This window comes from Hymenobacter glaciei (genome assembly GCF_039539585.1).
GTDB lineage: Bacteria > Bacteroidota > Bacteroidia > Cytophagales > Hymenobacteraceae > Hymenobacter > Hymenobacter glaciei.
Genome location: NZ_BAABDK010000028.1, coordinates 57,818 through 71,228, shown reverse-complemented (window position 1 = coordinate 71,228; position 13,411 = coordinate 57,818). Strand labels below are relative to the sequence as shown.

The 13,411-nt window shown below is 60.3% G+C and carries 14 protein-coding genes; 8 read left to right on the top strand and 6 right to left on the bottom strand.

The genetic code is table 11. The features are described from left to right. Window positions 1–416 precede the first annotated feature (416 nt). The gene (locus ABD837_RS17895; protein WP_345057201.1) at window positions 417–947 is read right to left on the bottom strand and encodes a hypothetical protein; all 531 of its coding nucleotides are present in this window, start codon (window positions 945–947) and stop codon (window positions 417–419) included. A 228-nt stretch (window positions 948–1,175) separates the two neighbouring features. Here ABD837_RS17895 and ABD837_RS17890 point away from each other — a divergent pair, with 228 nt between their 5' ends. From ABD837_RS17890 to ABD837_RS17860, 7 genes are all read left to right on the top strand, one after another. Then, a complete protein-coding gene (locus ABD837_RS17890; protein ID WP_345057199.1) occupies window positions 1,176–1,595 on the top strand; it encodes a DoxX family protein in 420 nt (139 codons plus the stop codon). A gap of 9 nt (window positions 1,596–1,604) precedes the next feature. Next, window positions 1,605–2,087: a DinB family protein gene (locus tag ABD837_RS17885; RefSeq protein ID WP_345057197.1), complete on the top strand. Its 483-nt coding sequence runs from the start codon at window positions 1,605–1,607 to the stop codon at window positions 2,085–2,087. A 95-nt stretch (window positions 2,088–2,182) separates the two neighbouring features. Continuing rightward, on the top strand, window positions 2,183–3,250 hold the full coding sequence (locus tag ABD837_RS17880; protein ID WP_345057195.1) for a serine hydrolase domain-containing protein: 1,068 nt from the start codon (window positions 2,183–2,185) through the stop codon (window positions 3,248–3,250). A 91-nt stretch (window positions 3,251–3,341) separates the two neighbouring features. Continuing rightward, window positions 3,342–4,658 (top strand): metal-dependent hydrolase family protein, encoded by a 1,317-nt coding sequence (locus tag ABD837_RS17875; RefSeq protein ID WP_345057193.1) that lies wholly within the window; start codon window positions 3,342–3,344, stop codon window positions 4,656–4,658. Between the two features lie 125 nt (window positions 4,659–4,783). Continuing rightward, window positions 4,784–5,098: a DUF421 domain-containing protein gene (locus tag ABD837_RS17870; protein WP_345057190.1), complete on the top strand. Its 315-nt coding sequence runs from the start codon at window positions 4,784–4,786 to the stop codon at window positions 5,096–5,098. Next, a complete protein-coding gene (locus tag ABD837_RS17865) occupies window positions 5,095–5,286 on the top strand; it encodes a YetF domain-containing protein (protein ID WP_345057188.1) in 192 nt (63 codons plus the stop codon). The genes ABD837_RS17870 and ABD837_RS17865 overlap by 4 nt, the downstream gene beginning before the upstream one ends. A gap of 275 nt (window positions 5,287–5,561) precedes the next feature. Beyond that, window positions 5,562–6,122, top strand: a complete 561-nt coding sequence (locus tag ABD837_RS17860) for a hypothetical protein (protein WP_345057186.1) — start codon at window positions 5,562–5,564, stop codon at window positions 6,120–6,122. Window positions 6,123–6,276: 154 nt separating this feature from the next. Here the strand turns inward: ABD837_RS17860 and ABD837_RS17855 are convergent, their stop codons facing one another. The 4 genes from ABD837_RS17855 to ABD837_RS17840 all read right to left on the bottom strand — a co-directional run bounded on the left by ABD837_RS17855 (window position 6,277) and on the right by ABD837_RS17840 (window position 11,545). Then, a complete protein-coding gene (locus ABD837_RS17855; protein WP_345057184.1) occupies window positions 6,277–6,531 on the bottom strand; it encodes a hypothetical protein in 255 nt (84 codons plus the stop codon). A 201-nt stretch (window positions 6,532–6,732) separates the two neighbouring features. Then, on the bottom strand, window positions 6,733–8,775 hold the full coding sequence (gene uvrB, locus ABD837_RS17850; protein WP_345057182.1) for an excinuclease ABC subunit UvrB: 2,043 nt from the start codon (window positions 8,773–8,775) through the stop codon (window positions 6,733–6,735). A 216-nt stretch (window positions 8,776–8,991) separates the two neighbouring features. Further along, entirely contained in the window at window positions 8,992–10,701 is a 1,710-nt protein-coding gene (locus ABD837_RS17845) for a porin family protein (protein WP_345057180.1), read from the bottom strand. Further along, window positions 10,691–11,545, bottom strand: coding sequence for an RNA polymerase sigma factor (locus ABD837_RS17840; RefSeq protein WP_345057178.1), 855 nt, complete (start codon window positions 11,543–11,545; stop codon window positions 10,691–10,693). The genes ABD837_RS17845 and ABD837_RS17840 overlap by 11 nt, the downstream gene beginning before the upstream one ends. Window positions 11,546–11,702: 157 nt before the next feature. On the opposite strand from ABD837_RS17840, the gene wrbA reads away from it, so the two are divergent. Continuing rightward, entirely contained in the window at window positions 11,703–12,317 is a 615-nt protein-coding gene (gene wrbA / locus ABD837_RS17835) for an NAD(P)H:quinone oxidoreductase (RefSeq protein WP_345057176.1), read from the top strand. 301 nt (window positions 12,318–12,618) lie between these two features. On the opposite strand, the gene ABD837_RS17830 is transcribed toward wrbA, so the two are convergent. Beyond that, window positions 12,619–13,386, bottom strand: a complete 768-nt coding sequence (locus ABD837_RS17830; protein ID WP_345057174.1) for a LytR/AlgR family response regulator transcription factor — start codon at window positions 13,384–13,386, stop codon at window positions 12,619–12,621. Window positions 13,387–13,411: the final 25 nt, after the last annotated feature.

The window sequence follows — 13,411 nt, the reverse complement described above, 5'->3', positions numbered from 1 at the left end:
CAACCACTTTGAAAAGCAACTTCAAACCACGTCCCAATTGTGTCCGGCTTAGCTAGACCACCTCACATCAATCAAAAAGCACGCTCGGCCTCGCTATTGCCCGGGGTAGGTTGGCCCTGGAAAACACGGCTATTACTAAGGGCAGATACGCTCGTTAACTCATGGCTGCGCATGCAGTAAAGCTCCTACAGCTGCCTACACGCTCCAGACCACCGCAGAGTCATCGCCCCAAAATTAAGGAGCTGATGACGACGGCGCTGCTACTGCCCCGCGGCGTGCCATTGTAAGTAGAAGTGGGCAGCGGGCGCAACTGGTTGCAGGCGCACTAGGCTAGCAGCAACTTTCGCATCAGAAAAAGGCCTGGCCTTGTGCTTATGCGCTCAAGACCAGGCCTTTTTATCGTTTGGTGTGGCGAACTATTGCCGAGTAAATATGGCCCTGTCCACTTTAAGGGAATCCTGCTTTTGCCCATAAATATAGCTGGCACTAAGGGTGAGGGTGGTGCTGCTGATTGTGTAATTGTACGCTCCCGGCACGGCGTACACCACGGGCATAGCACTTCGGCCGGCCCCTGCCTGTGGGCTGTTGACGGTGAGTTGCGTCTGTGCATTATTCACACTCCATGTTCCCCAGTCGGAACTCACAAAGTTGCTTACCATCGAACAGCCACGGGGCTCTTGCGTCCAGAGGACTTTGCCCGCCGCGGTAAAGGTGAATGCGTTCAGCCCCAGGCAGGGTATGGTGGGGTCATTTGAATAGGACTGGAAAAAATTATTTGTGCCTGTAGCAGGGCCGTTCACGGGCCCAAATGCTATGGTATAGCCCGTCATACGCCAAGTGGTGTCGTTGAGTGAAGCTGTTTTCAACACCGGCGCAGACTTGTCTTTTGAACAGGCGAAAAGCATAGCCCCAAGGAAGGCGACGGCAATAAGTGGAGTGTGTTTCATGAGATTATGATAGAAAAACGCGAATACAGTCATGACCAGCCGAGTAGCAAAAAGGTTGCTCTACTGTTTTGTTGCGCGAGCCTGCATCAAGATTCTACGTCCTTCTATAGGCAATAAAAGGCCATCAAAAACAGTGTCTTCGTTTGCAAGTGTTGACAAATGGCAAACCCTGTTCCCCATATGCAGGCCAGCAGCCGTATAGCTTGCTGACCAACCCGCAAACCCGCTATGCTCCAACCCTACACGACCACTCTGCAAAACGTGACCCGCGGCCTGCTGGGCACATTTATGGTTGTGGCCGGCACGGGCCATCTCACCTTCGCACGGCAGGATTTCCAGGCGCAGGTGCCCGACTCTGTGCCGGAGGACAAGGACACCGTGGTGCTGCAATCGGGGGTGTTGGAAATTGCGCTGGGGCTGGCGCTGCTGCTGTTGAAAGGTAAAAACCGGGCACGCATGGGCATGGGCTTGGCCGCGTTTTACGTGGCTGTTTTCCCCGGCAACGTGCACCAGTACACCCACCATATTTCGGCTTTTGGCCTCGATACCGATGCCAAGCGCCTGGCCCGGCTGTTCTTCCAGCCTGTATTGATAGGAGCTGCGCTGTATTCGACCGGGGCACTAACGGTTTTACAAAAAAGCAAATAGTGGCATTAAATGGATAGGCCCAACCAAAAAGCTCTGTTAGCTGAGCTCACCAGCCTGCTCACCAAGGGCAATGCCCACGCTACGTTCGAAGAAGCTTGTGCCAACCTCACGCCCGAACTATGGAATAAGCGCGTGCTGGACGTGCCTTACACCATTTGGCAATTGGTAGAGCACGTGCGCATCGCGCAGTGGGACATTGTGGAGTTCTGCCTCGAACCCCAACACGAATCGCCCAAATGGCCGGACGGCTACTGGCCGGCCCCGGATGCTACCGCCGACGAAGAGCAGTGGCAGGAAACCCTGGACCGTATCCGCCAGGACCGGCAGCGCTTTCTGCATCTGATACATGCCCCTGGCACCGACCTGCTGGCCCGCCTGCCACACGGTACCGGCCAGACCATTCTGCGCGAGGCCTTTCTGATTGCCGACCACGCCGCCTACCACACCGGCGAAATTATTCTGGTGCGCCGCCTGCTCCACGCCTGGAAGTAAGCAACGAGCCAGGCAACGCTGCGGCAGCCGGGTGCATCTATGGCAGCAGTAGTTCGGCCGCCGCTACCGGCCCGCAGCGCTACTTTGCTGGCCCCATGAAAAAACCACTTCTTTTGCTGCTGTCGATGCTGTTCGGGCTGCAAAGCCGTGCCCAGTCGGTGCCCACCGACCTCACCGCGCTGATGCAGCAGGCCGGCGTGCCGGGCATGCAGCTGGTGTACAGCCACAATGGCAAGCCACAAGCCTACGCCCTGGGCCAGCGCACGGCCGGCCAGCCAGCACCTGTAGATGCGACCACTGTTTTCGAAGCCGCCTCGCTGGGCAAAGCAGTGCTGGCCTACGTCACGCTCCGCCTGCTCGACCGGGGCGTGCTGACGCTGGATAAGCCGCTGCTGACTTACGCACCTTACCCCCGGCTGCAAGGCGCGGCGAATGCCGATAAAATCACTGCGCGCATGGTGCTGGGCCACACGACCGGCCTACCCAACTGGGCTGCCAACCCCACAAAGCCGGAATGGCCCACCACCCCGTTACGGTTGAAATACGCGCCCGACAGCTGCTGGAATTACTCGGGCGAAGGCTACGTGTTCCTGCAAAAAACGCTGGAGCACCTTACCGGCAAGAATTTCGAAACGCTGGCGCGGGATGAAGTCTTTAAACCGCTGGGTATGCAGAACAGCAGCTTTGTGTGGCAGGAGAAATTTGCCGCCAATGCTGCCTCGGGCCACGACGGCAAAAGCCAGCCGGTAGCCATCAACCACTTTCCGGCCGCTTATGGCGCTTTCAGCCTGTTCAGCACGGCTGCTGATTATAGCCGGTTTCTGCAGGCCATGATGACGGGCCGGGGCCTGAAACTTGCCACTGCGCAACTGCTTCTTACGCCGGCCAACGAGGCCCGGCGCTTCGGCCAGCCGGCCACAGCCACCGACCCATTTATTGCTTGGGCCTGCGGCGTGGGGCTGGCTACCACCAGCCGGGGCCTGGCCCAATGGCAGTGGGGCGACAACGGCAACTTCAAAGGTTTTTACATGACGCTGCCCGGTACCAAGGAAAGCCTGGTATTCCTCACCAACAGCTCCAACGGCCCTAAAATGGCCGATGCACTGTTGCGCCTGTTCCTCGGGCCCGGCGAATACCGCGCCACGCAGTGGCTGGCCGAGTAGCTGCATTGGTGGCATCGCCACCCGGAACTGCGGCGGCGTAGTAGTTTCGGGTGGCGCCAGCCCGTGGGTTCACCGGTAGCGCTTTCCATTTATGAAGCACTTTTTCTTACGCCAGCCCTCTTCATCTCCAGCTACCCACCGCGGGCTGAGCACCGCGTTATTGGTTATTAGCAGCGTCTTCGCAAGCCACGCCCAGCCAGTAACCCCCGCAGCCACCCTGCTACGCCCGGCGGCCGTTTTCGACGGCCAGGACCGCCACGAGGGCTGGGCTGTACTGGTTGAAAACAATAAAATCAGCGCTGTAGGGCCAGCTGCGCAGGTGACCGCCCCGGCCGGTACACGCACCCTCGAACTACCCGGTCTCACCCTGCTGCCCGGCCTTATCGAAGGCCACTCGCACCTGCTGCTGCACCCCTACAACGAAACCAGTTGGAACGACCAGGTACTGCTGGAATCGCAGGCCCTGCGGGTGGCCCGCGCCACGGCCCACGCCCAGCGCACGCTGCTGGCCGGCTTCACCACTGCCCGCGACCTCGGCACCGAAGGCGCAGGCTACGCCGACGTGGGCCTGAAGCAGGCCATCGACCAAGGCATTATTCCCGGTCCGCGCCTGCTGGTAGCCACCCGAGCGTTGGTAGCCACCGGCAGCTACGGCCCCAAGCTGTCGGTTGACGAGGACGTGCCGCAGGGCGCGCAGGAGGCCGACGGCGTCGACGGCATTATCCGGGCCGTGCGCGAGCAAATGGGCAAGGGCGCCGACCTCATCAAAGTATACGCCGACTACCGCTGGGGAGCCGATGGGTCGACCCAAACCACGTTTTCGCAGGACGAGCTGAACCTGATTGTGCAAACAGCCCGCTCGGCTGGGCGCGGTGTGGTGGCCCACGCCAGCACGCCCGAGGGCATGCGCCGTGCCATCCTGGCCGGCGTCGAGACCATTGAGCACGGCGATGGCGGCACCCCCGAAATCTTCGAGTTGATGAAAAAACGCGGCATGGCCCTCTGCCCTACCGTGGCCGCCGGCGATGCCACGGCCCAGTACAAAGGCTGGCGCAAGGGCACCGACCCAGTACCAGCCCGCATTCAGCAGAAGCACGTAAGCATGGCAGCCGCCGTGAAGGCTGGCGTGCCGTTCGCTATGGGCGGCGATGTAGGCGTATTTACCCACGGCGACAACGCCCGTGAAATGGAGCTGCTGGTGCGCGACTACGGCTTCACCCCCTTGCTGGTGCTGCGCCAGGCCACCAGCGGCAACGCCCGTATTTTCCACCTCGCCGACCGGGGCCGCCTCGCCCCTGGCCTGCTGGCCGACCTTGTGGCCGTGGCCGGCGACCCCACCCAGGACGTGGCCGCTCTGCGCCAAATCCGGCTGGTGATGAAGGGCGGCGTGCTCTACCGCCAGCCGTAGGCCTCCGTTCGTTTGGCAGCTGAATAATCGACTTTTTGGCTGGCTAGCGAATGTTGTCGGCTCCGGCGGTGGTCGGAGCGGTGGCGCCTTGCGTATTGCTGCAGAGCCACCGCATTTCCTCCCCAATGAAAGAATTCTTCGCCGACCTCATCGGCCTGCAAGAAACGGCCCAAACCATTACCGCCGGCCAGATTTCGGCCCGCACGGTGGTGGTGTTTCTGGTGGCCATTGTGCTGCTGCGCCTCTCGGGCCGGCGCACATTTGCCAGCAACAGCGTCCTTGAGATGGTGGTCAAATTCATGCTCGGGGCCACGCTCAGCCGCGCCATTGCCGCCGATGCGCCGTTTTTCACCATTCTCGCCGCTGCCCTTACGCTCGTGCTGGTGCACCGGGGACCGGCCTACCTCACCTACTTTTTCCCACCATTGGCCGGCTGGTGAAGGGCGAAGCCAGCATCCTGGCCGAAGGCGCGACCATTCACCACGACGAGTTGCGCCGGGCCAGCATCAGCCCCGAAGCGCTGCAATCGGGCCTGCGCGTGGGAGCCAACCTCGACGACCTCGCCCAAACCAAAACCGTGCGCCTGGAGCACGATGGCACCATCAGCGTAGTGAAAAAGGCGGTCTGATTGCCGTCCCCGGCCGCCTCGCTTGCCTAATGGCCAGGCCGATGACCCCACGCAGTATGTTGCCGCGCGATGCCATACCCAGCTATTAATGATGGGCAGCGGGCTAAATCAGCGGCCCTAAAAAGCCGGGCTAACTCCTAGGGGTTTGGCCGGCACTTTTTTGTGGCAACCGGGCAGTGGCGAAGGGCAGATGTACTTAGTTTTGTCGGCTTGTTCAATGGCTTTTCATTTGGCCGGCACATCAATTCTATTTTCTATTTTCCTCATTCTAACCCATGGTTCTTTCTACTCGCATTCGGGTGGCATCTGTCGTGCTGAGCTTGTGCACGCTCTCGGCGCGGGCGCAAACCACTCCTACCACTCCCACTGAAGTACCGGCCGCAACTGCCCCACCGGCTCCGGCCGCTGCCACCACCCCGGCGGTCATTGCTGCCGTTCCCCTCACCAGCGCAACGCTGTTGCCCCCCACCTCGGTGCCAGGCAACTACACTAGCTACTTGGTTATCCGATACGTAGCAGACAAGGAAGCTCGGGCGGCCATTCACATGTTCGGCCGCAAACGTACCGGCGGCACCTTTTGGATACTGGGCGGCGGAGCTTTGGTGGGTTACCTGGCTTTACAGGCGGGCACTAAAACCACCAGCACAGGCACTTACACGGTTACCGTTTCGCCACTGGCCTACCTTATTTACGGGGGTGTTCCGACTGGCATTGGCATTGGTAAGCTCACGCGCTTCAGCAACGCTGAGTTGTATAAAATGCTGCTCGAATACGATAAAACCCATGCTCTACCAGGCTACGTCATAGGTAAACTCAACAAATCAGACTATCAGTAAGCCGTTCGTCGCGCCACCTTTTTATCCTGGGCAGCAGAGGAAACGCTGCTAAGGCATTGGCAATGCGCGCCGCAGCAGATAGTACGTTTGCGAAGAAGTTTTGATGGAAGTCGTCGTCGTATAAACGGGCGTATTGGGGTTGTTTAACTTTAAATCAGTCTCCGTTTTTTATACTGCCTCCGAGGGTTGGCTTACCGACCGAGTTTCCACCAGCTCCCCAGCCAGCGGCAGCCAATTCGTTCAGGGTTTGCATCAACAGCGCATCCAACTCCCCGGTCAGGTTGGGATTGATGAACTGACACGCTGGCTCTAGCTTGGTTTGCCCGTGCCAAGCCAGGGCCAGCCAAATGCGGTGGTTGTCGAGGTGCAGCAGCTGGTACTGATAGCGCACTCCCGGTTCGCTGCGCACGGAGGTAATGGAGGAAGTAACCGTTAGGCCAATTTCGGACAGCGGCCACAGAACGGGCGCGCGTTGGGCCAGCACGGCCGGCCCAGCCAATAGCGCCAGGCAGAGCAGGGAAAGCTTAATGCGTGAAAAAGGAAGGGACTTCAGTAGGTAACCGGTTGGTCACCTACTGAAGTCCCTTCCTAAATACAGCACTAACCCTGGCTAATCCCGCTTGTTTTTCAGCATGCCTTTTAGTGCGGCCAGTTCGTCGCGCAGCTTGGCGGCTGTTAGGAAGTCGAGGTCCTTGGCGGCGGCTTCCATCTGCTTCTCGGTGGTTTTAACGAGCTTTTCTAAATCGGTTTTGTTCATCATGGCCACTACGGGTTCGGCAGCCATGGCTAGGGCTACACCATCGGCTTCAGCATTGCCGTAGCCAGCGGCTTCCACGGTGCGGTAGTCGGCCAGGTCGGTCTGGCCCATGATTTCGGCGTGGCTCTTGCGTACGGTACGCGGCGTGATGCCGTGCTCTTCGTTGTAGGCGGCCTGGGTTGCGCGGCGGCGGTTGGTTTCGTCGATGGCGCGCTGCATCGAGCCGGTGATGCGGTCGGCGTACATAATCACCTTGCCCCGGTCGTTTCGGGCGGCGCGGCCCATCGTCTGAATCAGGCTGCGCTGGTCGCGCAGGAAGCCTTCCTTGTCGGCATCCAGAATAGCTACCAGACTCACTTCGGGCAAATCGAGGCCTTCGCGCAGCAGGTTCACACCAATCAGCACGTCGATTTCGCCCAGGCGCAGCTTACGCAGAATTTCCACGCGGTCGAGCGTTTTCACGTCGGAGTGCACGTACTCCACCTTGATGCCCAGGCGGTCCATGTACTTGCTCAGCTCCTCGGCCATGCGCTTGGTGAGGGTGGTCACGAGCACACGGTCACCCATTTTCACCCGCTCGTCTACCTCGTCGAGCAAGTCGTCAATCTGATTGATGCTGGGGCGAATGTCAATTTCGGGGTCGAGCAGGCCAGTGGGGCGAATAATCTGCTCCACCACCACGCCGTCGGCCTGGGCCAGCTCGTAGTCGGCTGGCGTGGCCGACACGAACACGGCCTGGCGGTACATGCTCTCGAACTCGTTAAACGTGAGCGGCCGGTTGTCCAGGGCCGAAGGCAGGCGAAAGCCGTACTCGATAAGGGCGGTTTTGCGGCTACGGTCGCCGCCCCACATGGCCCGAATCTGGGGCATGGTGGCGTGGCTTTCGTCCACTACCAGTAGGTAATCGTCGGGGAAGTAGTCGAGCAGACAGAAAGGACGCGAGCCCGGCGAGCGGCCGTCGAAGTAGCGCGAGTAGTTCTCGATACCCGAGCAGTAGCCCAGCTCCCGAATCATCTCCAAATCGAACTCGGTGCGCTCCATGATGCGCTTGGCTTCCGCATCACGCCCCTCCTTCTCGAAATAGGCGTGCTGCTGCACCATGTCGTCCTGAATCTGCTTGATAGCCGAGTTCAGGGTTTCCTTGCCGGTCACGAACAGGTTGGCCGGGTACAGGGCCAAGCCGCTGGGCTCGTCGCTCAGCTTCTTGCCGCTCACCGGGTCAATCTTGTGCACCGACTCAATCTCATCGCCGAAGAAATACAGGCGAATGGCGTAGTCGGCGTAGGCCGGAAACACGTCTACCGTATCGCCCTTCACCCGGAACGAGCCGCGCGTAAATTCTACCTCGGTGCGCGAGTACAGAATCTGCACGAACTGGTAGAGCAGCGCATTGCGCGTGTAGCGCATGCCCGGCTTCAGGAAAATGACGTTTTTAGCGAACTCCTCGGGGTTGCCAATGCCATAGATGCACGACACCGAGGCAATCACAATCACGTCGCGCCGGCCGCTTAGCAGGGTCGAAGTCGTGTGCAGCCGCAGCTTCTCTATTTCGGCGTTGATGGCCAGGTCTTTCTCGATGAACACATCGGTGCTGGCGATGTAGGCTTCGGGCTGGTAGTAGTCGTAGTAGCTGATGTAGTATTCGACCGCGTTGTTCGGGAAAAACGCTTTGAACTCGCCGTAGAGCTGGGCAGCCAGCGTTTTGTTGTGGCACAGCACCAGGGCCGGCTTGCCGGTTTCGGCAATCACGTTGGCCATGGTGAAGGTTTTGCCAGTGCCGGTGGCCCCCAGCAGCACCTGGGCGTGCTCGCCGTTATTCACGCCCTCCACGAGTTTGGCAATGGCGGTGGGCTGGTCGCCGGTCGGCTTAAATTCAGAGGTCAGTTTATACTCCATGCAACGCGAAAGGTAGGCCGAATTGGTCAGCCTACCTTAACCCAAACGACACGCAATGGGTTTCGCGGCATTTGGAAAAGAGTGTAGAACGAGGGATGTATCTGTCATGCTGAACGCAGTGAAGCACCTTGTCACGTAAGAACCAACCGTTCTAGCGTGATAAGGTGCTTCACTGCGTTCAGCATGACAAAAGTCCTGCCTCCTGTCTTTCAAATCTTACCGCCCAAACTCTACTGCAGCCTCCACACCCACGCTGTAGGGGTGGCTTTGGGCGAAGTAGTTCTGCACCGGATGCGCGTTCAGCGACACCAGGCCGAGCTCGGCTACCGGCCCCATCGAAAAGGCCCAACGGCCAGCTCCGGGGCTGAACCGGGCACCTGCCGCGCCACGCACGCTGCTGGTAAGGCGGCGGTAGGGTGTGCTGGCCGAAGTGATGCTATAGGTCTGGGTAACCTCGGGCCGGCCTGCTACTTCGCTGCGGTTGCCCAGCAGGGCACTCACCACGCCGCCGAGGCGGCCGTAGAGGCTCCAGCCCCGCTTGGCGGAGTTGCTGTAGCGCAACTCCAGCGGCAGGCTGGCCATGGTGTAGCTAAAATCGGTGGTGCGACGCTGGCCGCTGCCCACGGTCTGGCCGCCGTCGGCAATCTGCTCGCCCACAAAGGCCACCGTGCTGGCCGAGCGAGCATTGGCTTTGGTGAACTCGACGCCGGTACCCAGCGACCAATGGCCGCGCAAGCTGCGAGCCACGGTGAGGGCCAGGCGCTGGCTGAAGCCGGCGTGCAGGTTCTGGCGGTATTCGGTGGCAGCTCGCTCGCTCAGCTCGGCCGGCCCCAGCACAGGGTTGTAACCAAACTCGGGCTCGATGCCAGCCCGTGAGAAGTTGATATTGGGGTTGAAGGCACTGGCCGTATAGCTGGCGCCGTACTGCCAGCGGTGCGTACCCAGGGCAAGCTCAGTAGGTTCGGGGCCAGCAGCCAGCGCGCTAGGCAGTGCCGGGGCGGGGGTTTCAACGGTACCCAGCGCGACCATGCGGCTAGCCAACAAGCCAGCTTCTTCTGCGCCCAGCGTGGTAGCCGGGGCCGCCGCGACCGAAGCCGACAGCGACGCCGCTGATACTGAAGCCGTAGTAGGAACCGCCATTGCGGCAGTACCGGCGCTACCCGTAGCCAGCGTAGCACCAGCTGCCGTGGTGGTCGTACCGCCAATGGCAACCGCACCGTTCGCGGCAATCGAACTATTCGCAGCCTCTGCAGCAGAACCGGGTAGTTTGGCACCTTGAGCAGCAACCGTACCTGCTTGCGTTCCACTAGGCTCGCTGGCCGCATTCATGGCAACCGTAGTGGCTTCATTGCTGGCTAGCTGGCCGGCGGAGTTGCTGGTTGCCATCGGACGACCCGAACCGCCGAAAGTAGCTAACACAGTGCCACCAGCATTATTCAGGCCCCTCCGCTGGCCAACTTGGGCAGTCGAAGCAACGTCCGGCGAAGCCGACGTTGAACGTCCTGAAGCATCGCCGTCAGCTGCCGAAGCCACCGCACCAATGCTTACTGCGGTCGAACCAGCATTGCCAGCCGCGCCGAAGCTGGGGCGGGTGGTAGCCGAATTGAGTTGCGCGTCGTTTGCAGCCGGACGGCTCACCGTTGTTGTAGCCATTTCGGGGCTGCCGACCAGGTCGGTGCGGCCAACCCACCAGCCGGTGCCAGCCAGCGAAGCCAACAATAGGCTAGCCGCGGCTACCCAGCGCGTAGCCACGAGGCGACGGCGGTAGGTTTCATTCTGCCGAATCAGCAGCGAGTTGTCAATCTGGTCCCACAGCATGGGCCGCGGGGGCACGGCGGCCTCCTCGCCCAGGTGGTGGCGGAATAATTCCTCCAGGCTGCCGGTGGTTTTAGGCGTAGTGTTATTTTCGATAGGATTAGCGGACATGACGGGTTGGGGCGTTGAGGCGCTCCAGTTTGGTTTGTAGGATGACGCGGGCACGAGAGTATTGCGACTTGCTGGTGCCCTCGCTGATATTTAGTAATTCACCGATTTCTTTGTGGGTATAGCCTTCAATGGCGTACAGGTTGAACACCATGCGGTAGCGTGGGGCCAGCTCCTGCACCATTTCCAGGAGCTCATTAAAGTTAAAGTTGCTGAAGGTAAACTCTTCGCTGGACAGCGTTTCGGGGTAGTCGCCGTCGCTCACTGCCACCAGCGAAGCATTGCGGCGGTGCTGGCGCAGCGCAGCGTTAATCATGATACGGCGAATCCAGAATTCCAGCGGGCACTCGCGGCGGAAACTGCCCAGCGTGCGAAACACCGTGAGGAAGCCTTCCTGCAGCACGTCCTCGGCCTCGAAAGTGGTTTGGGCGTAGCGTAGGCACACGGCCATCATCTTGCCGGCGTACTTGTCGTAGAGCAGCTTCTGGGCCAGCTGGCGGCCGCGCAGGCAGCCATCAATCAGCTCGGCCTCGGTGGGCGGACTGGCAATAGCCGACGAGCGGCTGGCCGTCAGGCGCGGGGCCACGGCGGGCTGGTCGGGCAGCACATCATCGGCCCCGAACGCAAACCAGGTGGCCGCGCTCATGCCCGGCGGCAGGTACCCGTACCGGCCAGGGAAGAAGTTAATAAAGTCTGTTTCTGCAGCATAAGAAGGCGAGTTGGTAGCAATAGCTGCCGGCGCGTGGACCGCCGACGGATGGGAGATGCCCACCCGCGCCAAATGGTTGCAAGCCCACGCCACAATTGCAGCCAGTCCGCGCCAAAACTCTACTAAAGCCGCATTCATTCTGCAAGATAGCACCCGGCACCACGGCAGCCGATGCGCCCAAATTTTGCAGGCAATTCAGTAGGAATCACCAAGCTTTTTGCAGTAGCACTCGTACAACTTGTTTCTCCACTGCTTTGCAATTCTTCTCTTTCATTTCAACTTTTCCCTTGCTCACATGAAGACTCTTGTGCTCTTTTATTCCACCTATGGCCACATCTGGAAAATGGCCGAAGCCATTGCCGAAGGTGCCCGTGAAGTTGCCGGCAACGAAGTCGTGGTAAAGCGCGTGCCCGAAACGCTGCCCCAGGCCATTCTCGACCAGACTGGTGCTACGGGTGCTCAGCAGGCCTTCGCCCACATTCCGGTGGCCACCCCGCAGGAACTAGCAGAATACGACGCCATCATTTTCGGCACGCCCACCCGCTACGGCAACGTGTGCGGCCAGATGCAGGCCTACATGGACAGCACCGGCGGCCTCTGGGCCACGGGTGCCCTTGTGGGCAAAGTGGGCGGCGTGTTCGTAAGTACCGCTACCCAGCACGGCGGCCAGGAAACCACCATCCGCAGCTTCCATACCGAGCTGCTGCACCACGGCTTCGTGATTGTGGGCTTGCCCTACGCCTGGCAAGGCCAGATGGGCCACGAAGAAGTAACCGGTGGCACTCCCTACGGCGCCAGCACCGTAGCCGGCGGCCAGGGCGAACGCCAGCCTAGCCCCAACGAACTCGAAGGAGCCCGTTACCAAGGCAGGCACACGGCCCAAATTGCCCAGAAACTGGCTGCGAAGTAGGGCTAGCTGTTGAACTGGCTTTGCCCCATGGGTAACGCTAGGCACCACCGCCTTCAAGCCGGTATTCTTCATTTAAAAAGCCCCGGTTGCCGCTTGCAGCCTTGTCTTTACCCAAAACGCTTTGCCTGCCTGTTGGCGGCACTTGACCGGTCCGGTCCGACCGCCCTAGGCGGTCCGACCGGTTGAAGCACCCCCGGTTTCGCTCCGCCAACAACCGGTCGGACCGCCTAGGGCGGTCGGACCGGAGCAACGACCGCCGTTTTGGGTAAGGACAAGAACCCTGTGCAGAGCCGGGGCTTTTTTATAATTGCTGGTGCGCCCGAATCAATTCGGCGAAGGCATCGCGGTACGTATCGCCTACCGGCAGCAGGCGGCCTGCCACCTGCACCTTGCCTCGCTCCACGTGCTCGATGCGGCTGAGGGCCACCAGAAATGACTTGTGAATGCGGGCAAACCGCTCGGGCGGCAGCACTTCCTCTACCCGCCGGAAGGATTGCAGGGTGAGAATATTGCCCGTAGTGGTGTGCAGCATCAGGTATTCCTTCATGCCCTCCACGTACAGAATATCGTCGAAAGCCACGCGTTGTAGGCGGTGCTCGTTCTTCACAAACATGGCATCAGCCGGTGCGGCTGCGGTAGCGGGCGGAGTTGCTGTTTTGGCTGGGGCGGTTGGTGCGCTGGAGGCGCTGCTTGCCGAAGCAGCTGCTCCATTTGCCGGCCGCACCTTATTCACAGCCTGCAGAAACCGGTCGAAGGCAATCGGTTTAAGCAGATAGTCGGCCGCGTTCAGCGTGTAGCTCTGCACAGCGTATTGGTCGAAGGCGGTAGTGAAGATGATGCGCGGCGCAGGCGCAGGCAGCAGCTGCACAAGCTGCAGCCCGGTTAGACGCGGCATGTTGATATCCAGAAACACGACATCAACTGGGTTGTCTTGTAGGAAAGCCAGCCCGGCTAAGGCATCGTGAAACCGCCCCCGCAGCTCCAGAAATGGCACCTGAGCGCAGTAGTCGGCCAGCAGGTCGAGGGCCAGCGGTTCGTCGTCGAGAATAGCACAGGAAAGGCGTTGCATGGCGGGCGAGCAGGAAACTGGAAAG

What these genes read in the sequence shown, in the direction of transcription:
- ABD837_RS17860 (WP_345057186.1), top strand. Translation starts at nt 5,562, where the DNA reads ATGGTTCTTTCTACTCGCATTCGGGTGGCATCTGTCGTGCTGAGCTTG.
- ABD837_RS17870 (WP_345057190.1), top strand. Translation starts at nt 4,784, where the DNA reads ATGAAAGAATTCTTCGCCGACCTCATCGGCCTGCAAGAAACGGCCCAA.
- ABD837_RS17890 (WP_345057199.1), top strand. Translation starts at nt 1,176, where the DNA reads ATGCTCCAACCCTACACGACCACTCTGCAAAACGTGACCCGCGGCCTG.
- ABD837_RS17875 (WP_345057193.1), top strand. Translation starts at nt 3,342, where the DNA reads ATGAAGCACTTTTTCTTACGCCAGCCCTCTTCATCTCCAGCTACCCAC.
- wrbA (WP_345057176.1), top strand. Translation starts at nt 11,703, where the DNA reads ATGAAGACTCTTGTGCTCTTTTATTCCACCTATGGCCACATCTGGAAA.
- ABD837_RS17880 (WP_345057195.1), top strand. Translation starts at nt 2,183, where the DNA reads ATGAAAAAACCACTTCTTTTGCTGCTGTCGATGCTGTTCGGGCTGCAA.
- ABD837_RS17885 (WP_345057197.1), top strand. Translation starts at nt 1,605, where the DNA reads ATGGATAGGCCCAACCAAAAAGCTCTGTTAGCTGAGCTCACCAGCCTG.
- ABD837_RS17830 (WP_345057174.1), bottom strand. Translation starts at nt 13,386, where the DNA reads ATGCAACGCCTTTCCTGTGCTATTCTCGACGACGAACCGCTGGCCCTC.
- ABD837_RS17895 (WP_345057201.1), bottom strand. Translation starts at nt 947, where the DNA reads ATGAAACACACTCCACTTATTGCCGTCGCCTTCCTTGGGGCTATGCTT.
- ABD837_RS17845 (WP_345057180.1), bottom strand. Translation starts at nt 10,701, where the DNA reads ATGTCCGCTAATCCTATCGAAAATAACACTACGCCTAAAACCACCGGC.
- ABD837_RS17840 (WP_345057178.1), bottom strand. Translation starts at nt 11,545, where the DNA reads ATGAATGCGGCTTTAGTAGAGTTTTGGCGCGGACTGGCTGCAATTGTG.
- uvrB (WP_345057182.1), bottom strand. Translation starts at nt 8,775, where the DNA reads ATGGAGTATAAACTGACCTCTGAATTTAAGCCGACCGGCGACCAGCCC.